The organism is Flavivirga abyssicola (assembly GCF_030540775.2).
GTDB lineage: Bacteria > Bacteroidota > Bacteroidia > Flavobacteriales > Flavobacteriaceae > Flavivirga > Flavivirga abyssicola.
The window spans coordinates 3,011,047-3,030,995 of sequence record NZ_CP141266.1; the positions used below are offsets into that span (position 1 = coordinate 3,011,047).

Here is a 19,949-nt window from a genome sequence, read left to right on the forward strand (position 1 = left end):
AGGAAATTTAAAACTAAACATTATGAAAAATCTTCAAAATCTACTAAAAATTATCTTACCAATATGTTTATTGCTTATTGGTTGTTCTAAAGAAAAACTATTAGATGATCAGTCATCTGATGATCAATTATTAAAGCAAAAATCTGTATCATCAAAAGCGGTTGTAGCGAGTAACCTAAAACCAATAGGTTCTGGTGTTATGATGCAAGCTTTTTATTGGGATGTTCCAGCCGGAGGGAATTGGTGGAATACCTTAGAAGGAAAAGTTCAAGATTGGAGTAATGCAGGTATAGATGCCATCTGGTTACCACCTGCATCAAAAGCACAAAATGGCGCTTTTTCTATGGGGTATGATCCATTTGATTATTTTGATTTTGGTCAATACAACCAAATGGGAAGCGTAGAAACACGCTTTGGGTCTGAAAATGAGTTAAAAACGCTTATTACTTCTGCTCATAATGCTCAATTAAGTGTTATTGCAGATATAGTTATTAATCACAATAGTGGAGGACAGAGTGAAATAAACCCAGTTAATGGCCAAAGTAATTGGACAAAGTTTACACCACTATCAGGGAAATTTACTCGAGATTATAACGATTTTCATCCAAATCATAATCATGGAAGTGATTCTGGGATTTTTGGAGGTTTTCCAGATTTATGTCATCATCAAGTTAGAGTACAAAATGAATTATGGAAAAACACAGAATCTGTTGCAAAGTATTATAAAAATGTAATGGGCTTCGATGGATGGAGATTCGATTATGTAAAAGGCTTTGAACCATGGGTTGTAAAAGATTGGAAAAATGAAGTAGGAGGATTTTCTGTTGGAGAATATTGGGATGGTAATGCAGGTACATTAGATTGGTGGACAGGGCAAGCAGAAGTGAGTGCTTTTGACTTTGCATGTTATTATAAAATGAGGGATGCTTTTAATGGTAATAACTTAAACGAATTAAATGGAGACATGTTATGGAAACGTAATCCTATGAGAGCAGTAACTTTTGTTACAAACCATGATACTGACGAAATTTATAACGGAAAAACACTAGCTTATGCATATATAATGACCCATGAAGGCTATCCGACTATTTTTTATAGAGATTATGAAGAATGGTTAAATAAAGAACGTCTAAATAATTTAATATGGATTCATAATAACCTAGCAGGAGGAAGCACTAATGTATTATATGTTGACGATAATGAGTACATAGCTAAAAGAAATGGAAATAACAATTTAGGATTAGTGGTGTATATTAACAATGCAGATACTTGGCAAGAACGTTGGATAGAAACAAATTGGTCAAATACAGTTATAAAAGATTATACTGGGCATTCAGGTTGGGAACCAACAACACAATCGGGGCGCTGGGTAAAAATACAAGTACCACCAAAAAGTTATTCAGTTTGGGCGCCAAAATAAAAAAATAAAAATTAGTTGCTAATTCTTGATTTAAACTTATATTTGCACCCTGAAAATCTAAAAGAGAGGAGGTTAAGACACTATGTTAATAATTCCTATTAAAGAAGGAGAAAATATAGATAGAGCGCTAAAGCGCTTTAAGAGAAAGTTTGATAAAACTGGAACTAAGCGTCAATTGCAAACACGTAAGCAGTTTAACAAACCTTCAGTAGTACGTAGAGCACAGATTCAAAAAGCTCAGTACATCCAAGGATTAAGAGATGCAGAAGAAGTTTAAAAAGAAATTTTCGATGTCATCGAAGTTTGTTTTTAGATGTAATTTCCTTTTGGAAATAATCTTTACATACAATATTAGAATCCCGCTTTAAGCGGGATTTTTTTTGCTCTTGACTCAAATAACAATAAAAACTTTGTATTTTTATCTTCATACAAGTAACATCAAGGATGCCATTAAAACCATTTATAGACTATTTATTACTTGAGAAAAAATACTCAGCATTAACAGCTAATGCATATCAAAAAGACTTAGAGGCATTTTCAGAATTTATAAAAGAAGAATATGATTCAAACATAATAAAGCATGTAAATTATTCCCAAATAAGAAGTTGGATAGTTTATATGGTAGAAAAAGGACTGTCAAATAGAAGTATTAATAGAAAAATATCCGCATTAAATACTTACTATAAGTTTCTTTTAAAAACTGAAGATATAAATCAAAACCCATTATCAAAGCATAGAGCCTTAAAAACAAGTAAAAAAATTCAAGTACCGTTTTCAGAATTAGAAATAACAACAGTTTTAGACGACTTGAATTTTGATGACGATTTCGAAAGTATTCGTAACAAATTAATTATAGAACTTTTCTATTCAACAGGCATTAGAAGGATAGAATTAGTTGAATTGAGCCTAGCAAGTATAGATATTGATAATAAAATGTTAAAGGTTTTAGGAAAGAGAAATAAAGAGCGTATTGTCCCGTTATTAGATTCAGTCGTTAAAACGTTGAGTAAGTATTTGATTTCAAGAGCTGAATTACAGAGTATTACAGATGTAGATAGTCTGTTTTTAACGAAAAAGGGATTTAAAATATATGAAACACTTGTTTACAGAATAATAAATGAGTATTTTAGTGAGGCATCAACAAAGGTAAAAAAGAGCCCGCATATTTTGCGTCATTCTTTTGCTACTCATTTGTTAAACCAAGGTGCCGATTTAAATGCTGTTAAAGAGCTTTTAGGACATTCAAGTTTAGCTGCCACTCAAGTTTATACACATAATAGTATAGCTGAATTAAAAAAAGTGCATATAGAAGCACATCCTAGAAGCAAAAAATAGTATAGTAAAAGATTATTAACCAAAAAATAGAAGGATGAAAGTAAACACCCAATCAGTCAATTTTAATGCTGACCAAAAGTTAATAGATTTTATTCAAAAGCGAATGGATAAATTAGATATGTTTTATGATAAAGTTATTAAATCTGATGTTTATTTAAAAGTAGAAAACACAAGCGAAAAAGAAAATAAAATTTTTGAAGCAAGAGTAAGTGTCCCCGGAGATAGTTTTGTAGTGAAGAAACAATGTAAAAGTTTTGAAGAAGGAGCAGATGTTGCTGTATCATCGTTAGAAAGACAGCTAAAAAAGAGAAAAGAGAAATTAAGATCATATTTATAGTAAAAATTCTTAAAAAATGTTTTGATTAAAAAAATAAATCTATACATTTGCAGTCCGTTAGAAATAGCGGGCTTTTTTTATGCGTAAAAAGTATAAAAAATGCCGATGTAGCTCAGCTGGCTAGAGCAGCTGATTTGTAATCAGCAGGTCGTGGGTTCGAGTCCCTCCATCGGCTCTTTAAATTCTTGTGAAAGATAGGAATCTCAAAATAAAAATATTTTGGGGAAGTTCTTTAAAAAAGTGAAATAAGTTTAATTGGGGAGATACTCAAGCGGCCAACGAGGGCAGACTGTAAATCTGCTGACTACGTCTTCGCAGGTTCGAATCCTGCTCTCCCCACTTTTTTTGAATAACCGATTAAAATTTGGTGATCGAAAAAATGAATTTAAAACTTTGAATTTTAGGTAATTACGAAAGTCATTTAGAACGTGATCTCTCGATAAAGTTCATTACATATTGAAAACCAAAGATTTTCAAAAGAAATCTAAAAAATGCGAGAGTAGCTCAGTTGGTAGAGCGTCAGCCTTCCAAGCTGAATGTCGCCGGTTCGAACCCGGTCTCTCGCTCAAAAATTTACGAGTTACGATGTACGAATGCAAATCGTAAATCTAAAATCGGCAATCGTAAATGAACTGCCGGTGTAGCTCAGGGGTAGAGCGTTTCCTTGGTAAGGAAGAGGTCACGGGTTCAATTCCCGTCATTGGCTCTATTTTAAAAAACTAAGAAAAAATTAGAATACACTAATATTATTATATAACTAAGATTAAATTATTTAAAAAACATGGCAAAGGCAACTTTCGATCGTTCAAAACCACACTTAAATATTGGTACTATTGGACACGTAGATCACGGTAAAACAACTTTAACTGCTGCTATTACTAAAGTATTAGCTGATGCAGGTTTATCAGAAGCAAGAGACTTCGATCAAATTGATAACGCTCCAGAGGAGAAAGAAAGAGGTATTACTATTAATACATCTCACGTAGAATATCAAACAAAAAATCGTCACTATGCACACGTTGACTGTCCAGGTCACGCGGATTACGTAAAGAACATGGTAACGGGTGCTGCTCAAATGGATGGAGCAATATTAGTTGTTGCAGCGACAGATGGTCCTATGCCACAAACTCGTGAGCATATCTTATTAGGACGTCAGGTAGGTATTCCTCGTATCGTTGTATTCATGAATAAAGTGGATATGGTTGATGATGAAGAATTACTTGAATTAGTTGATATGGAAATCAGAGATTTATTATCTTTCTATGAGTATGATGGAGATAATGGTCCTGTAATTGCTGGTTCTGCTTTAGGTGCACTTAACGGTGAGCAAAAGTGGGTTGATACAGTAATGGAATTAATGGAAGCTTGTGATTCTTGGATCGAAGAGCCAACAAGAGAAGTTGATAAAGATTTCTTAATGCCAATTGAAGATGTATTCTCTATTACTGGTCGTGGAACTGTTGCTACAGGTCGTATCGAAACTGGTATCGCAAATACAGGAGATCCTGTAGAGATCATTGGTATGGGTGCAGAGAAGTTAACATCTACTATTACTGGTATCGAAATGTTCCGTCAAATATTAGATAGAGGAGAAGCTGGTGATAACGCTGGTATCTTATTAAGAGGTATTGAGAAAACTCAAATCTCTAGAGGTATGGTAATCTGTAAGCCAGGTTCTGTAACTCCACATGCTAAATTTAAAGCAGAGGTTTATATCCTTAAAAAAGAAGAAGGTGGTCGTCACACACCATTCCATAATAACTACCGTCCACAGTTCTACGTACGTACAACTGACGTAACTGGAAACATTGCGCTTCCTGATGGAGTTGAAATGGTTATGCCTGGAGATAACTTAACTATTACTGTTGATTTAATTCAACCAATTGCAATGAACGTAGGTTTACGTTTCGCTATCCGTGAAGGTGGTAGAACTGTTGGTGCAGGTCAGGTAACTGAAATTTTAGACTAATACAGTTTTAAATAAATAATAAGCTAAGGTATTCCGTTTTTTCGGAATACCTTGACTTATATTTACGGGTTTAGCTCAGTTGGTAGAGCACTGGTCTCCAAAACCAGGTGTCGGGAGTTCGAGTCTCTCAACCCGTGCGAAGCAAAGAATTGTGAGTGAGAAGTTTATGCTAAGCGTAGTCTAGGCAAGTCTCTCAACCCATAAAATATAAGAAACAGAAGTTTCTAAGTAAGTTTACACCGAACGTAGCCTGTGTTTAAAGGCAGTCGAAGTAAAGTGTTCAAAAAAATAATAAATGGCTGGAATTGTAAATTACGTAAAAGAATCATTCGAAGAACTTAAAAACAATGTGAGTTGGCCATCATGGGCTGAAGCACAAAGTCTAACGGTTTTAGTTGCTGTATTTTCAATTATATTTTCCTTAGCAATTTGGGGAGTAGATACAGTATTCAGTAAAGTTGTTAGTTATTACTTTGAGTTAATTAATTAAATGATTAATGTTGATTTTATGTCAGAAGTAAGCGAAAAAAAGTGGTACGTTGTTAGAGCCGTAAGTGGTCAAGAAAATAAGATTAAAACTTATATCGAGAATGAAATAGCTCGATTAGGTCTTCAAGATTATGTTGATCAAGTATTGGTTCCTACTGAACGAGTGATCCAAATTAGAAACGGGAAAAAAATCCATAAGGAGAAAGTGTTTTTTCCTGGCTATATAATGGTTCAAGCTAATTTAACAGGAGAAGTGCCTCATATAATACGTTCGGTTACTAACGTCATTGGATTTTTAGGTGAAACAAAAGGAGGAGATCCTGTGCCACTTAGACAATCTGAAGTAAACAGAATGTTAGGTAAAGTTGATGAGCTATCTGTAGAAGAAACAGTAAATGTAGCCATTCCTTTTACTAAAGGAGAAACAGTTAAAGTTATTGATGGTCCTTTCAACGGATTTGATGGAACTATAGAAAAAATAAATGAAGAAAAGCGTAAGCTAGAAGTAATGGTAAAGATTTTTGGAAGAAAAACACCATTAGAATTAAGCTATATGCAAGTAGAAAAAGTATAATAATTGTTACACTATATAAAAGATACGTTCTTTTGCTTCCAACTATAAGAATCGTATCTAACTAAATTATTAAAAATGGCAAAAGAATTAGGTAAAGTAGTTAAGTTACAAGTTCGGGGAGGTGCAGCGAATCCGTCGCCACCGGTTGGACCCGCTTTAGGTGCTGCTGGAGTTAACATCATGGAGTTCTGTAAGCAATTTAATGCTAGAACACAAGATAAGCCTGGTAAAGTATTACCAGTAGTTATATCTGTTTACAAAGACAAATCATTTGACTTTGTAATTAAGACTCCTCCAGCTGCAGTACAATTATTAGAAGCGGCCAAGGTGAAGAAAGGTTCAGGAGAACCAAACCGAAAAAAAGTAGCTAAAGTTTCTTGGGATCAGATTAAAACTATTGCAGAAGACAAAATGGTAGATTTAAATGCATTTACTACAGAGTCTGCTATGAAAATGGTTGCTGGTACAGCAAGATCTATGGGAATAACCGTTACAGGAAAATTTCCTAATTAATCTTTAAAAGACATTAAAAATGGCAAGATTAACAAAAAAGCAAAAAGAGGCTGCAGCAAAAATAGAAAAAGGAAAAATTTATTCTGTTGAAGAAGCGTCAGCATTAATAAAGGAAATTACCAATACAAAATTTGATGCGTCAATAGATTTGGCAGTGCGTTTGGGAGTAGATCCTAGAAAAGCAAATCAAATGGTGAGAGGTGTTGTATCACTTCCTCATGGTACTGGTAAAGATATGAAAGTATTAGCATTAGTAACACCAGACAAAGAAGCAGAAGCTAAAGAAGCTGGTGCAGATTACGTTGGTTTAGACGAGTACCTTGATAAAATCAAGAGTGGTTGGACAGATGTAGATGTAATTATTACTATGCCAAGTGTTATGGGTAAATTAGGTCCTTTAGGACGTGTATTAGGGCCGAGAGGTTTAATGCCTAACCCAAAAACAGGTACAGTAACTATGGATGTTGCTAAAGCTGTAACAGAAGTAAAAGCTGGTAAAATCGATTTTAAAGTTGATAAAACAGGTATTGTACACGCTGCGATAGGTAAAGCATCATTTAGTGCTGATAAAATTGCAGGTAATGCAAATGAATTATTACAAACATTAATGAAACTTAAACCAACTACAGCAAAAGGAGTTTATGTAAAAAGCATTTTTATGTCTTCTACAATGAGCCCTAGTGTTGCTGTTGATACTAAGATTGGTTAATTAGTTAAAAACTTTTATTATGACAAGAGAAGAAAAATCACAAGTAATCGAAGAATTAACTGTACAATTAGCCGATAATGCTAACATCTATTTAGCAGATATTTCAGGATTAAATGCAGGTAATACTTCAGATTTGCGCCGAGCTTGTTTTAAAGCAGGCGTTAAGTTAGCAGTAGTTAAAAATACATTACTTGAAAAAGCAATGGAAGCTTCAGATAGAGAATTTGGAGAGCTTCCTACAGTTTTAAAAGGTAACACTTCAGTAATGTATTCTGAAACTGGAAATGCTCCAGCTAAAGTAATTAAAGCCTTCAGAAAAAAATCAGAAAAGCCTTTATTAAAAGGAGCTTTTATTGAAGAGGCTATTTACCTTGGCGACGATCAATTAGACATGTTAGTAGATATCAAGTCTAAAGAAGAATTGATTGGAGAAATTGTTACATTATTACAATCTCCAGCTAAAAATGTTATTTCTGCACTTAAATCAAGTGGAGGAACCATTGCTGGAATTATTAAAACACTATCCGAAAAAGAAGGATAGTCTTAAGCAGTACGCACTTATTACAATTATATTATTATTAAAAAATTATTAAAACGATAGAAAAATGGCAGATTTAAAAGATTTCGCAGAACAATTAGTTAACTTAACAGTAAAAGAAGTAAACGAGTTAGCTACTATATTAAAAGATGAGTATGGTATCGAGCCTGCTGCTGCAGCTGTTGCTGTTGCTGCTGGTGGAGCTGCTGCTGGTGGAGACGCTGCAGAAGAGAAAACTGAATTTGATGTTATACTAAAAGCTGCTGGTGGATCTAAATTAGCAGTTGTTAAATTAGTTAAAGAATTAACTGGTTTAGGATTAAAAGAAGCTAAAGGTTTAGTTGATGAAGCACCAAGCGCTATTAAAGAAGGTGTTTCTAAAGATGAAGCTGAAGGTTTAAAAGCGTCTTTAGAAGAAGCTGGAGCTGAGGTTGAGCTTAAATAAGCTTAACAACTCAAACACATAAAGGTTTAGGCCTGGAGAGCAATCTTCAAGGCCTAGACCATTTTGCGTATATAATTATTACATACGTTATTACTATTATTTTTTAATCATAATTCCGTCCATTGATGTTGTCAACACAAGCTGAAAGATTAAATTTCTCGTCTATTGTAAATAGAACAGAATACCCAGATTTCTTGGATATTCAGATTAAATCCTTCCAGGATTTTTTCCAATTAGAAACAAAATCAGAAGAAAGAGGAGATGAAGGTCTTTATAACACCTTCATGGAAAATTTCCCTATTACAGATTCTCGTAATCAATTTGTTTTAGAATTTTTAGATTACTTCGTAGATCCACCAAGATATGCTATTGATGAGTGTATTGAAAGAGGACTTACTTACAGCGTTCCGCTAAAAGCAAGGTTAAAGTTATATTGTACAGACCCTGAACATGAGGATTTCGAGACCATTGTTCAAGATGTGTACTTAGGTACGATACCTTACATGACACCAAGTGGTACATTCTGTATTAATGGTGCAGAACGTGTAGTAGTTTCTCAATTACACCGATCACCTGGAGTATTCTTTGGTCAATCTTTCCATGCAAATGGAACAAAATTATATTCAGCTAGAGTTATTCCTTTCAAAGGATCTTGGATTGAATTTGCAACAGATATTAATCAGGTAATGTATGCTTACATTGATAGAAAGAAAAAGTTACCTGTTACCACATTATTCAGAGCTATTGGTTTTGAACGTGATAAAGATATCTTAGAGATTTTTGATCTTGCTGAAGAAGTTAAAGTATCTAAATCTGGATTGAAAAAATATTTAGGAAGAAAATTAGCAGCACGTGTATTAAACACTTGGCATGAGGATTTTGTTGATGAAGATACAGGAGAGGTAGTTTCTATTGAGCGTAACGAAATTGTGCTCGATCGTGATACTATTTTAGATAAAGAAAATGTAGAAGAAATAATTGAGGCAGAGGTAAAAACAATTCTTTTACATAAAGAAAGTGCTGAACAAGGTGATTATGCCATTATTCACAACACGCTTCAAAAAGATCCAACAAACTCAGAAAAAGAGGCTGTTGAACATATCTACAGACAATTACGTAATGCTGAGCCGCCAGATGAGGAAACAGCACGTGGTATCATTGATAAATTATTCTTCTCAGACCAACGTTACTCTTTAGGTGAAGTAGGTCGTTATAGAATGAACAAGAAATTAGGTCTTGATATCGGAATGGACAAGCAAGTACTTACCAAAGAAGATATCATTACAATCATAAAATATTTAATCGAACTTATCAACTCAAAAGCAGAGATTGATGATATTGATCACTTATCTAACCGTCGTGTACGTACAGTAGGTGAGCAATTATCTCAACAATTTGGTGTTGGTTTAGCACGTATGGCACGTACCATTCGTGAGCGTATGAATGTTCGTGATAATGAGGTTTTTACACCAATAGATTTAATTAATGCTAAGACATTATCGTCTGTAATTAATTCATTCTTTGGTACAAACCAATTATCTCAGTTTATGGATCAAACAAATCCATTAGCTGAAATTACACACAAACGTCGTTTATCTGCACTAGGACCAGGAGGTTTATCTCGTGAAAGAGCAGGTTTCGAGGTTCGTGATGTACACTATACGCATTACGGACGTTTATGTCCTATTGAAACACCAGAGGGACCAAACATTGGTTTAATTTCTTCACTTTCAGTATATGCTAAAGTGAATTCTATGGGATTCATTGAAACACCTTATAGAAAAGTAACAGAAGGTGTTGTTGATATTAAAAATGAACCAACATATTTAAGTGCAGAGGAAGAAGAGGAGAAATTAATTGCACAAGCAACTGTTGAAGTTGATGATGATGGTAAAATATTACATGATAAGGTAATTGCTCGTATGGAGGGTGATTTTCCAGTAATAGATCCATCAGATTTACATTATACAGATGTAGCACCAAACCAAATATCATCAATTTCATCATCTTTAATTCCATTCTTAGAGCATGATGATGCGAATAGAGCCTTGATGGGATCTAACATGATGCGTCAAGCAGTACCATTATTATTGCCGCAAGCACCAATTGTTGGTACTGGATTAGAGCGTCAAGTAGCTTCAGATTCTCGTGTATTAATTAATGCAGAAGGAAGAGGAGAAGTATTATATGTTGATGCTAACGAAATAAAAATCAGATACGATCGTACAGAGGATGAAGCAGCGGTTAGTTTTGATAGCGATATTAAAACATATCAATTAGTAAAATTCAGAAAAACAAACCAAGGAACATCTATTAACCTAAAACCAATTGTGACCAAAGGAGACATTGTAACAAAAGGTCAGGTTTTATGCGAAGGATATGCCACTCAAAAAGGTGAGTTAGCTTTAGGTAGAAATATGAAAGTAGCCTTTATGCCTTGGAAAGGGTATAACTTTGAGGATGCTATTGTAATTTCTGAAAAAGTAGTGCGTGAAGATATCTTTACATCTATTCATATTGATGAGTATTCTTTAGAGGTTAGAGATACAAAATTAGGTAACGAAGAGTTAACTAATGATATTCCTAACGTTTCAGAAGAAGCAACTAAAGATTTAGATGAAAACGGAATGATTCGCGTAGGTGCAGAAGTAAAGCCTGGCGATATTCTTATCGGTAAGATTACGCCTAAAGGTGAATCTGATCCAACTCCGGAAGAAAAACTATTACGTGCTATCTTTGGTGACAAAGCAGGCGATGTAAAAGATGCTTCTTTAAAAGCTTCACCATCTTTAAATGGTGTTGTAATTGAGAAAAAATTATTTGCAAGAGCTGTAAAAGATAAACGTAAGAGAGCTCAAGATAAAGATGATATTTTACAATTAGAAGGTATATATGATTCAAAATTTGATGCATTAAAAGATACTTTAATTGAAAAATTATTTGCTATTGTAAATGGTAAAACGGCTCAAGGTATCTTTAATGATTTAGGTGAAGAAGTGCTTCCAAAAGGAAAGAAATTTACACTTAAAATGTTAAATGCTGTTGATGATTATGCACACTTGGTGTCTGGGAAATGGACAACAGATGAGCATACAAATAAACTTGTTGCCGATTTAATTCATAACTATAAAATTAAAGAAAACGACTTACAAGGGTCATTAAGACGTGAGAAGTTTACAATTTCTGTAGGAGACGAATTACCAGCAGGTATTATCAAACTTGCAAAAGTTTATATAGCTAAAAAACGTAAACTTAAAGTAGGTGATAAAATGGCAGGACGTCACGGTAACAAAGGTATTGTTGCAAGAATCGTTCGTCAGGAAGATATGCCTTTCTTAGAAGATGGAACACCTGTTGATATTGTATTAAATCCACTTGGTGTACCGTCTCGTATGAACATTGGTCAGATATACGAAACCGTATTAGGTTGGGCTGGACAAAACTTAGGTCGTACCTATGCAACGCCTATTTTTGATGGAGCAACAATAGATCAAATTAATGAATTTACAGATGAAGCTGGAATTCCAAGATACGGACATACTTATCTTTACGATGGTGGAACTGGTCAGCGTTTCGATCAACCAGCAACAGTTGGTGTGATTTACATGCTGAAACTAGGGCACATGGTTGATGATAAAATGCACGCACGTTCTATTGGACCTTACTCATTAATTACGCAACAACCATTAGGTGGTAAAGCACAGTTTGGTGGTCAGCGTTTTGGAGAAATGGAAGTTTGGGCACTAGAGGCTTATGGAGCATCAAGTACCTTGCGTGAGATCTTAACTGTAAAATCTGATGATGTTATTGGTAGAGCTAAAACTTACGAAAGTATTGTTAAAGGAGAACCAATGCCAGATCCGGGACTACCTGAATCTTTCAACGTACTTATGCATGAATTGAAAGGATTAGGATTAGATATTAGACTAGAGGAGTAAAATTAGTGAGCAGTAAACAGTGTACGGTTGGCACTGGATACTGAACACTGAACACTGAATACTATAAAGAAATGGCAAGAAAACAAGATAAGAATACGGTAAAGAGATTTAATAAAATCTCAATTGGTTTAGCATCACCAGAGTCTATTTTAGCAGAGTCTAGAGGTGAGGTTTTAAAACCAGAAACTATCAATTATCGAACTCACAAACCAGAACGTGATGGTTTGTTCTGTGAGCGTATTTTTGGTCCTGTAAAGGATTATGAGTGTGCTTGTGGTAAATATAAAAGAATTCGCTACAAAGGAATCGTTTGTGACCGTTGTGGTGTAGAAGTAACAGAAAAGAAGGTACGTCGTGATAGAGTAGGACACATTAATTTAGTAGTTCCTGTAGCTCATATCTGGTACTTCCGTTCGTTACCAAATAAAATAGGTTATTTATTAGGTTTACCATCTAAGAAATTAGATATGATTATTTACTACGAACGTTACGTAGTCATTCAACCTGGTAATGCCAAAAATGAAGAAGGAGAACCATTACAAAAAATGGACTTCTTAACAGAAGAAGAATATTTAAATATTCTTGAAGAACTTCCTCAAGACAATCAATATTTAGACGATACAGATCCTAACAAGTTCTTAGCTAAAATGGGAGCTGAATGTCTTATTGAATTGTTGGCAAGAATTGATTTAGAAACACTATCATACGAGTTACGTCATAAAGCAAATACTGAAACGTCTAAACAACGTAAAACAGAAGCTTTAAAACGTTTACAAGTAGTAGAGTCTTTACGAGAATCTAATCTAAACAGAGAAAATCGTCCAGAATGGATGATTATGAAAGTGATTCCGATCATTCCACCAGAATTACGACCATTAGTGCCACTAGATGGAGGTCGTTTTGCAACGTCTGATTTAAATGATTTATACCGTCGTGTTATTATCCGTAATAACCGTCTTAAAAGATTAGTTGAGATTAAAGCACCAGAAGTAATTTTACGTAATGAAAAACGTATGCTTCAGGAGTCTGTAGATTCATTATTTGATAATACACGTAAATCATCAGCTGTAAAAACAGATTCTAACAGACCATTAAAATCATTATCAGATTCATTAAAAGGTAAGCAAGGACGTTTCCGTCAAAACTTACTTGGAAAACGTGTTGATTACTCGGCGCGTTCTGTTATTGTTGTTGGACCAGAATTGAAATTATTCGAATGTGGTTTACCAAAAAATATGGCTGCAGAACTTTACAAACCTTTCGTAATTAGAAAACTAATTGAAAGAGGTATCGTTAAAACTGTAAAGTCAGCTAAGAAAATTATAGATAAAAGAGAGCCAGTGGTTTGGGATATCTTGGAAAATGTTCTTAAAGGACATCCAGTATTACTAAACCGTGCGCCTACTTTACATAGACTGGGAATACAAGCTTTCCAACCAAAATTAATTGAAGGAAAAGCAATTCAATTACACCCGTTAGTATGTACGGCATTTAATGCGGATTTTGATGGTGACCAAATGGCGGTACATTTACCGCTAGGGCCAGAAGCTATTTTAGAGTGTCAATTATTGATGTTGGCATCTCATAATATCTTAAATCCAGCTAACGGATCTCCAGTAACAGTACCTTCTCAAGATATGGTACTTGGTTTATACTATATGACCAAGTTACGTAAATCTACTCCAGAAGTGCCAATTAAAGGAGAAGGTTTAACATTCTATTCTTCAGAAGAAGTTGTTATTGCTTTTAATGAAAAGAAAGTAGACTTAAATGCAGGTATAAAAGTAAGAACGATAGATATTAATGAAGATGGTAAATTAGCGCCTACAATTGTAGAAACTACAGTTGGTCGTGTATTATTTAACCAACATGTGCCACAAGCAGCAGGTTATATTAATGAAGTGCTTACTAAAAAATCATTAAGAGATATTATTGGTAGTATCTTGAAGTTTACTTCAGTTCCTGAAACAGCAGATTTCTTAGATGCTATTAGAACATTAGGATTCAAATTTGCATTCCAAGGTGGATTATCATTTAGTTTAGGTGATATTATCATTCCACCGGAAAAGCAAGGTATGATTGATAAAGCGAATGGCTTAGTTGATGGTATTATGGGTAACTATAACATGGGACTTATAACAAACAATGAGCGTTATAATCAGGTTATTGATATCTGGACATCTACAAATGCAGAATTGACAGAGTTGTCTATGAAGCGTATTCGTGAAGATCAGCAAGGATTTAACTCGGTGTTTATGATGCTTGATTCTGGAGCTCGTGGATCTAAAGAACAGATTCGTCAGCTTACAGGTATGCGTGGATTAATGGCAAAGCCTAAAAAATCTAATGCAGGTGGTGGCGAGATTATTGAGAATCCAATTCTTTCTAACTTTAAAGAAGGACTTTCAATTTTAGAATACTTTATTTCTACGCACGGTGCACGTAAAGGTCTTGCAGATACCGCTCTTAAAACAGCCGATGCAGGTTACTTAACACGTCGTTTAGTTGATGTATCTCAAGATGTTATTATCAATACAGAAGATTGTGGTACGTTAAGAGGCGTAGAAGTTGAGCCATTAAAGAAGAACGATGAAGTTGTAGAGAAGCTAGAAGAGAGAATTGTTGGACGTGTTTCATTAAATGATGTTTACAATCCTTTAACCGAAGAGTTATTAGTAGCATCTGGCCAATTAATTGAAGATGATATAGCAAAAGCTATAGAAGCATCTCCAATTGAAAGTTTAGAAGTACGTTCTGCATTAACATGTGAAGCTTTACAAGGAATTTGTGCTAAATGTTATGGTCGTAATTTAGCGACAGGTAAGATGGTACAAAGAGGAGAAGCTGTTGGTGTTGTCGCTGCACAGTCTATTGGAGAACCAGGAACTCAGTTAACACTTCGTACATTCCACGTGGGTGGTATTGCAGGTAACATCTCTGAAGATAATAAATTAGCTGTTAAATTTGATGGTCTTGCTGAAATTGAAGATTTAAAAACAGTTAAAGGTGAAGATGGAGAAGGTAACATCGTTGATATTGTTATCTCTAGAACATCAGAGCTTAAGCTTACAGATAAACAAACAGGAATTGTTTTAAGTACAAATAATATCCCTTATGGTTCAACCATTTATGTTAAAAATGGAGATAGCTTAACTAAAGGAGATGTAGTTTGTTCTTGGGATCCATATAATGGTGTTATTATTTCAGAATTTGCTGGTAAAGTGAAATATGAAAATATAGAACAAGGTGTTACTTATCAAGTTGAAATCGATGAACAAACAGGTTTCCAAGAAAAAGTAATTTCTGAATCTAGAAACAAGAAACTTATCCCAACACTTCATATCGAAGATGCAAAAGGTGAAACAATACGTTCTTATAACTTACCAGTAGGAGCTCACTTAATGATTGACGATGGAGAAAAAATTAAGGTTGGAAAAATTTTAGTTAAAATACCACGTAAATCTGCTAAAGCGGGTGATATTACCGGAGGTTTACCTCGTGTAACGGAGCTATTCGAAGCGCGTAACCCTTCTAATCCAGCTGTAGTAAGTGAGATTGATGGAGTTGTTTCTTTTGGTAAGATAAAAAGAGGTAATCGTGAGATTATTGTAGAATCTAAATTAGGAGAGATCAAGAAATACCTTGTTAAACTATCGAATCAAATTCTTGTTCAAGAAAATGATTACGTAAAAGCTGGTATGCCACTTTCTGATGGTTCAATTACGCCTAACGATATCTTAAACATTAAAGGACCTTCTGCAGTTCAACAATATCTAGTAAACGAAGTACAAGAAGTATATCGTTTGCAAGGTGTGAAGATTAATGATAAGCACTTTGAGGTTGTTGTAAGACAGATGATGCGTAAAGTACGTATTATTGATTCTGGTGATACGATTTTCTTAGAAGATCAATTAGCTCATAAAGCAGATTTCATAAAAGAAAATGATGATATTTTCGGAATGAAAGTAATTGAAGATGCTGGAGATTCAACAAATCTTAAAGCGGGACAAATTATTTCGCCTCGTGAACTAAGAGATGAAAATTCAATTTTACGTAGAGAAGATAAGCAACTTGTAGAAGCAAGAGATGCTAAGCCAGCAACTGCTACTCCAATACTGCAAGGTATAACAAGGGCTTCACTTCAAACTAAATCATTTATTTCTGCAGCATCGTTCCAGGAAACAACTAAGGTTCTTAACGAAGCGGCTGTAGCAGGTAAAGTAGATAGTTTAGAAGGATTGAAAGAAAATGTAATTGTTGGACATAGAATACCAGCAGGTACAGGTATGAGAAGTTATACAGATATCATTGTAGGCTCTAAAGAAGAGTTTGATGAAATGATGCAGGTAAAACAAGAATTAAATTATAATTAATGAGATTCCGGCTCTCTTTTTTAAAAGAGAGTTGGATAATCGAATTATTCCCACGTAGGTGGGAATCTCATAAAGAGAAAAATCCTGCAATAGCAGGATTTTTTAATTAATTAAAAAACATATATGTTATGGCAAACGAAAAAGATAATCAAAAGCAAGGTCAAATTAACATTGAACTGGATGAAAAAGTAGCTGAAGGAACATATTCCAATTTAGCTATAATTAATCATTCAGTTTCAGAGTTTGTTGTAGATTTTGTAAATATTATGCCTGGAATTCCTAAGAGTAAAGTGAAATCTAGAATAATATTAACGCCTCAACATGCTAAACGTTTATTAAAAGCTTTAGGAGAAAATGTAGCTAGGTTTGAAAATGCACATGGTGAAATAAAGGATTACGAGCAACCACCTATACCCTTGAATTTTGGCCCGACGGGTCAAGCATAATATTTAAGTATAACTTATAATTATCAGGTGCTTAATAAGGTTGCTCGAAATACTTTCTAGAGCAACCACCCATACCTTTAAATTTTGGCCCGACGGGTCAAGCATAAAAAATAAAAGCTCTTGAAATTTTCAAGAGCTTTTATTTTTATAACAATTAACTATATTAAAAAAATATTCCATTAATTTTAATTATACCTCTTAAAATTTGGACTAAATAAATTAGCTTTCAGTTCTTTTTTTAAATTTTATATGGTATATGATAGACGACATGTATAAAATAGCTTAAATGAGCTTATTTTACTTTGTTAAGTTTTATGCGACCTTTTTATCGTCTTTGTTGTAATGAAACTGCAAGGCACCAGAAGGACATTTTTTTACTTGCTGTATTATTTTTTCGGTAGGCGCTCCTTCAAGATCAATCCAAGGAATAACAGAATCTTGAAATACACTTGAAAGTTCTTTTGCACAATGATCAGAATGTATGCAAGTACAGGGGTCAAAAGTTACAGTAATGTCTAAATTACTGAAAACATTGTCTTTAGTTTTCATAAGTAGGTTATTTTAAGGCTGTAATTCTATTTTAAATTTATAATGTGATTAGTTAAAATATTTAAAATAATCGATTAAATGTATGAAATTATCGTTTAAAAACCAAAAAATCGATTAAATGCACACAATAATTAGTTATACTCTGAAGTAAAGTGAAACTTAATGCTAGGGTATTTTTGCTGTGTCATTTGTAATGAAAAAGGAGAATCTGCTAAAAATACTAGCTGATTTTGTTTGTCTTTCGCTAGAAAACGTTGTTTTACTCTAATAAATTCTTTGTACTCCTCACTTTTTGAATCTTCAGGTTCAACCCAGCAAGCCTTATGCACATTTAAATTTTCATAAGAACATTTTGCTCCATATTCATGCTCTAATCTATATTGAATAACTTCATATTGTAATGCACCAACGGTTCCAATTACTTTTCTGCCATTTAACTCTAGTGTAAATAGTTGAGCAACACCTTCATCCATTAACTGGTCTATGCCTTTAAAAAGTTGTTTGGATTTTAAAGGATCAGCATTATTAATATATCTAAAATGTTCGGGAGAGAAGCTAGGAACGCCTTTATAGTTTAGTATTTCTCCCTCAGTTAATGTATCCCCAATTTTAAAACTGCCAGTATCTTGCAATCCTACGATATCTCCAGGAAATGATATATCCACAATCTCTTTCTTTTCAGCAAAAAAGGCATTAGGACTAGAGAATTTTAATTTTTTATTATGCCTTACATGCAAATAAGGTGTATTTCGTTTAAATTCACCAGAAACAATTTTTACAAAAGCTAACCGGTTCCTATGATTAGGGTCCATATTAGCATGTATTTTAAAAACGAAGCCAGAGAATTTATTTTCATCAGGTTGTACTAAACGTTCTTCACTATCTTTAGCTCGTGGTTTTGGAGCAATTTCAACAAAACAATCTAATAACTCTCTAACACCAAAATTATTTAATGCAGAACCAAAAAATACAGGTTGTATGTTGCCATTAAGGTATTCCTCTTTGTTGAATTCTGGATAAATACCTTCAACAAGTTCGATTTCTTCTCTTAGTGTCTGAGCAGCATGATCCCCAACTAGCGTATCTAGTTCTGAAGCCCCTAAATCTTTAATTTCTATGGTTTCTTCAATATCTTTTCTACTGTCACCACTAAATAAATTAATATTCTTTTCCCAAATATTATAAATACCTTTAAAATCATATCCCATACCAATAGGGAAACTCAATGGGGTTACTTTTAATCCTAACTTTTGTTCTATTTCATCTAAAAGATCGAAAGCGTCTTTTCCTTCTCTATCCATTTTATTAATAAAAACGATCATTGGAATGTTTCGCATTCTGCAGACTTCAACTAATTTTTCGGTTTGCTCCTCGACACCTTTAGCAACATCGATTACTACAATAACGCTATCAACCGCTGTCAATGTTCTAAAAGTATCTTCAGCAAAATCTTTGTGTCCAGGCGTATCAAGTATATTAATTTTGATACCATTATATTCAAAAGCTAAAACGGAGGTAGCAACAGAAATACCACGTTGGCGCTCTATTTCCATAAAATCGCTGGTTGCACCCTTCTTTATTTTGTTACTTTTTACAGCTCCGGCTTCTTGAATAGCACCACCAAAGAGTAATAACTTTTCAGTTAAAGTCGTTTTACCGGCATCGGGGTGCGAAATAATACCAAAGGTACGTCTGCGTTGTATTTCCTCTAAAAAACTCATATATGTTTATACAAATGGGTTGCAAATATAATATTAATATAATTGTTTTTTATAGAAATCAATTGTAGAAAGCATCTTCACATTGAGGTTTTTAGAAACTAATTAGTTGTTTTATATTATTATCATTCCTATTTAACTATGCTTTATAGATTAAAGATGTCTTAATGGAAATATTAATATAAGATGTTTTTTTTGAGATTTGTTTTATTTTTTTTGAAGTAGAACGAACTAATAAAATAGTGTTATTCAATTAATATAAAAATATATCAATTTTTAACTTAACTAACTATTTATGAGTCTGTTTGTGTTTAGTTTTACTCTCAAAAATAGAAAATTAATCTATTTTATTATTTGTAAGTAATTTATGCGTTTTATTAGTGTTTATAGGTTTTTTGAGAGTTTTGACAGCTTATTTTTGAAGGCTTTGTATTACATTTTAATTAATATATAAAAAAAAAAATGGTTTTGTTTGCAAAAGTGTGCAAAAAACATATATTTGCATTTTATCGATTAAAAATGCGTTTCATCGATATAAGATAAAATTTAATAAATAAGAACAATTGCTATTATAAGAATATCTACTAACCAACTCT

At 33.6% G+C, this 19,949-nt stretch carries 16 protein-coding genes and 5 tRNA genes; 19 read left to right on the plus strand and 2 right to left on the minus strand.

The features are described 5' to 3' along the window. Window positions 1–22: 22 nt before the first annotated feature. The 19 genes from Q4Q34_RS12640 to Q4Q34_RS12730 all read left to right on the plus strand — a co-directional run bounded on the left by Q4Q34_RS12640 (window position 23) and on the right by Q4Q34_RS12730 (window position 17,086). The gene (locus Q4Q34_RS12640; RefSeq protein ID WP_303316172.1) at window positions 23–1,420 is read left to right on the plus strand and encodes an alpha-amylase; all 1,398 of its coding nucleotides are present in this window, start codon (window positions 23–25) and stop codon (window positions 1,418–1,420) included. Window positions 1,421–1,502: 82 nt separating this feature from the next. Continuing rightward, on the plus strand, window positions 1,503–1,697 hold the full coding sequence (gene rpsU / locus Q4Q34_RS12645) for a 30S ribosomal protein S21 (protein ID WP_135877081.1): 195 nt from the start codon (window positions 1,503–1,505) through the stop codon (window positions 1,695–1,697). A gap of 167 nt (window positions 1,698–1,864) precedes the next feature. Beyond that, a complete protein-coding gene (locus Q4Q34_RS12650) occupies window positions 1,865–2,755 on the plus strand; it encodes a tyrosine-type recombinase/integrase (protein ID WP_303316170.1) in 891 nt (296 codons plus the stop codon). Between the two features lie 34 nt (window positions 2,756–2,789). After that, entirely contained in the window at window positions 2,790–3,092 is a 303-nt protein-coding gene (hpf, locus tag Q4Q34_RS12655) for a ribosome hibernation-promoting factor, HPF/YfiA family (RefSeq protein WP_303316169.1), read from the plus strand. A gap of 101 nt (window positions 3,093–3,193) precedes the next feature. Beyond that, window positions 3,194–3,267 (plus strand) — tRNA-Thr (locus Q4Q34_RS12660). Window positions 3,268–3,349: 82 nt separating this feature from the next. Beyond that, window positions 3,350–3,431, plus strand: a tRNA-Tyr gene (locus Q4Q34_RS12665). A 154-nt stretch (window positions 3,432–3,585) separates the two neighbouring features. Further along, window positions 3,586–3,658: transfer RNA gene (locus tag Q4Q34_RS12670), tRNA-Gly, on the plus strand. A gap of 68 nt (window positions 3,659–3,726) precedes the next feature. Continuing rightward, a tRNA-Thr gene (locus Q4Q34_RS12675) sits at window positions 3,727–3,798 on the plus strand. Between the two features lie 75 nt (window positions 3,799–3,873). Beyond that, window positions 3,874–5,061 (plus strand): elongation factor Tu, encoded by a 1,188-nt coding sequence (tuf, locus tag Q4Q34_RS12680; RefSeq protein ID WP_303316168.1) that lies wholly within the window; start codon window positions 3,874–3,876, stop codon window positions 5,059–5,061. A gap of 64 nt (window positions 5,062–5,125) precedes the next feature. After that, window positions 5,126–5,198, plus strand: a tRNA-Trp gene (locus Q4Q34_RS12685). A gap of 158 nt (window positions 5,199–5,356) precedes the next feature. After that, entirely contained in the window at window positions 5,357–5,551 is a 195-nt protein-coding gene (gene secE, locus Q4Q34_RS12690; protein WP_135877077.1) for a preprotein translocase subunit SecE, read from the plus strand. Window positions 5,552–5,569: 18 nt separating this feature from the next. Further along, window positions 5,570–6,124 carry a transcription termination/antitermination protein NusG gene (gene nusG, locus Q4Q34_RS12695; protein ID WP_135877076.1) on the plus strand — a complete coding sequence of 185 codons (555 nt, stop codon included), beginning with the start codon at window positions 5,570–5,572 and terminating at the stop codon, window positions 6,122–6,124. A 75-nt stretch (window positions 6,125–6,199) separates the two neighbouring features. After that, on the plus strand, window positions 6,200–6,637 hold the full coding sequence (gene rplK, locus Q4Q34_RS12700) for a 50S ribosomal protein L11 (protein ID WP_135877075.1): 438 nt from the start codon (window positions 6,200–6,202) through the stop codon (window positions 6,635–6,637). Window positions 6,638–6,656: 19 nt separating this feature from the next. Then, window positions 6,657–7,346 (plus strand): 50S ribosomal protein L1, encoded by a 690-nt coding sequence (gene rplA / locus Q4Q34_RS12705; protein ID WP_303316167.1) that lies wholly within the window; start codon window positions 6,657–6,659, stop codon window positions 7,344–7,346. 19 nt (window positions 7,347–7,365) lie between these two features. Continuing rightward, the gene (gene rplJ / locus Q4Q34_RS12710; protein WP_303316165.1) at window positions 7,366–7,887 is read left to right on the plus strand and encodes a 50S ribosomal protein L10; all 522 of its coding nucleotides are present in this window, start codon (window positions 7,366–7,368) and stop codon (window positions 7,885–7,887) included. A gap of 64 nt (window positions 7,888–7,951) precedes the next feature. After that, window positions 7,952–8,329 (plus strand): 50S ribosomal protein L7/L12, encoded by a 378-nt coding sequence (gene rplL / locus Q4Q34_RS12715; RefSeq protein ID WP_303316164.1) that lies wholly within the window; start codon window positions 7,952–7,954, stop codon window positions 8,327–8,329. A 125-nt stretch (window positions 8,330–8,454) separates the two neighbouring features. Further along, a complete protein-coding gene (gene rpoB, locus Q4Q34_RS12720) occupies window positions 8,455–12,267 on the plus strand; it encodes a DNA-directed RNA polymerase subunit beta (RefSeq protein WP_303316163.1) in 3,813 nt (1,270 codons plus the stop codon). A 71-nt stretch (window positions 12,268–12,338) separates the two neighbouring features. After that, window positions 12,339–16,640, plus strand: coding sequence for a DNA-directed RNA polymerase subunit beta' (rpoC, locus tag Q4Q34_RS12725; protein ID WP_303316162.1), 4,302 nt, complete (start codon window positions 12,339–12,341; stop codon window positions 16,638–16,640). Between the two features lie 128 nt (window positions 16,641–16,768). Then, window positions 16,769–17,086 (plus strand): DUF3467 domain-containing protein, encoded by a 318-nt coding sequence (locus Q4Q34_RS12730; RefSeq protein ID WP_135877069.1) that lies wholly within the window; start codon window positions 16,769–16,771, stop codon window positions 17,084–17,086. A gap of 312 nt (window positions 17,087–17,398) precedes the next feature. Here Q4Q34_RS12730 and Q4Q34_RS12735 read toward each other — a convergent pair whose 3' ends face one another. Together Q4Q34_RS12735 and Q4Q34_RS12740 are read right to left on the minus strand one after the other, a co-directional pair. Continuing rightward, a complete protein-coding gene (locus tag Q4Q34_RS12735) occupies window positions 17,399–17,635 on the minus strand; it encodes a (4Fe-4S)-binding protein (protein WP_303316161.1) in 237 nt (78 codons plus the stop codon). A 131-nt stretch (window positions 17,636–17,766) separates the two neighbouring features. After that, complete coding sequence (locus Q4Q34_RS12740; RefSeq protein WP_303316160.1) at window positions 17,767–19,356, minus strand: peptide chain release factor 3; 1,590 nt, start codon at window positions 19,354–19,356, stop codon at window positions 17,767–17,769. Window positions 19,357–19,949: the final 593 nt, after the last annotated feature.

Excerpts from the sequence above, each read along its gene's own strand:
- Q4Q34_RS12650 (WP_303316170.1), top strand. The coding sequence starts at position 1,865 with ATGCCATTAAAACCATTTATAGACTATTTATTACTTGAGAAAAAATAC.
- rplA (WP_303316167.1), top strand. The coding sequence starts at position 6,657 with ATGGCAAGATTAACAAAAAAGCAAAAAGAGGCTGCAGCAAAAATAGAA.
- Q4Q34_RS12730 (WP_135877069.1), top strand. The coding sequence starts at position 16,769 with ATGGCAAACGAAAAAGATAATCAAAAGCAAGGTCAAATTAACATTGAA.
- rplL (WP_303316164.1), top strand. The coding sequence starts at position 7,952 with ATGGCAGATTTAAAAGATTTCGCAGAACAATTAGTTAACTTAACAGTA.
- rpsU (WP_135877081.1), top strand. The coding sequence starts at position 1,503 with ATGTTAATAATTCCTATTAAAGAAGGAGAAAATATAGATAGAGCGCTA.
- nusG (WP_135877076.1), top strand. The coding sequence starts at position 5,570 with ATGTCAGAAGTAAGCGAAAAAAAGTGGTACGTTGTTAGAGCCGTAAGT.
- rpoC (WP_303316162.1), top strand. The coding sequence starts at position 12,339 with ATGGCAAGAAAACAAGATAAGAATACGGTAAAGAGATTTAATAAAATC.
- Q4Q34_RS12640 (WP_303316172.1), top strand. The coding sequence starts at position 23 with ATGAAAAATCTTCAAAATCTACTAAAAATTATCTTACCAATATGTTTA.
- rplJ (WP_303316165.1), top strand. The coding sequence starts at position 7,366 with ATGACAAGAGAAGAAAAATCACAAGTAATCGAAGAATTAACTGTACAA.
- rplK (WP_135877075.1), top strand. The coding sequence starts at position 6,200 with ATGGCAAAAGAATTAGGTAAAGTAGTTAAGTTACAAGTTCGGGGAGGT.
- hpf (WP_303316169.1), top strand. The coding sequence starts at position 2,790 with ATGAAAGTAAACACCCAATCAGTCAATTTTAATGCTGACCAAAAGTTA.
- secE (WP_135877077.1), top strand. The coding sequence starts at position 5,357 with ATGGCTGGAATTGTAAATTACGTAAAAGAATCATTCGAAGAACTTAAA.
- Q4Q34_RS12735 (WP_303316161.1), bottom strand. The coding sequence starts at position 17,635 with ATGAAAACTAAAGACAATGTTTTCAGTAATTTAGACATTACTGTAACT.
- Q4Q34_RS12740 (WP_303316160.1), bottom strand. The coding sequence starts at position 19,356 with ATGAGTTTTTTAGAGGAAATACAACGCAGACGTACCTTTGGTATTATT.
- tuf (WP_303316168.1), top strand. The coding sequence starts at position 3,874 with ATGGCAAAGGCAACTTTCGATCGTTCAAAACCACACTTAAATATTGGT.
- rpoB (WP_303316163.1), top strand. The coding sequence starts at position 8,455 with ATGTTGTCAACACAAGCTGAAAGATTAAATTTCTCGTCTATTGTAAAT.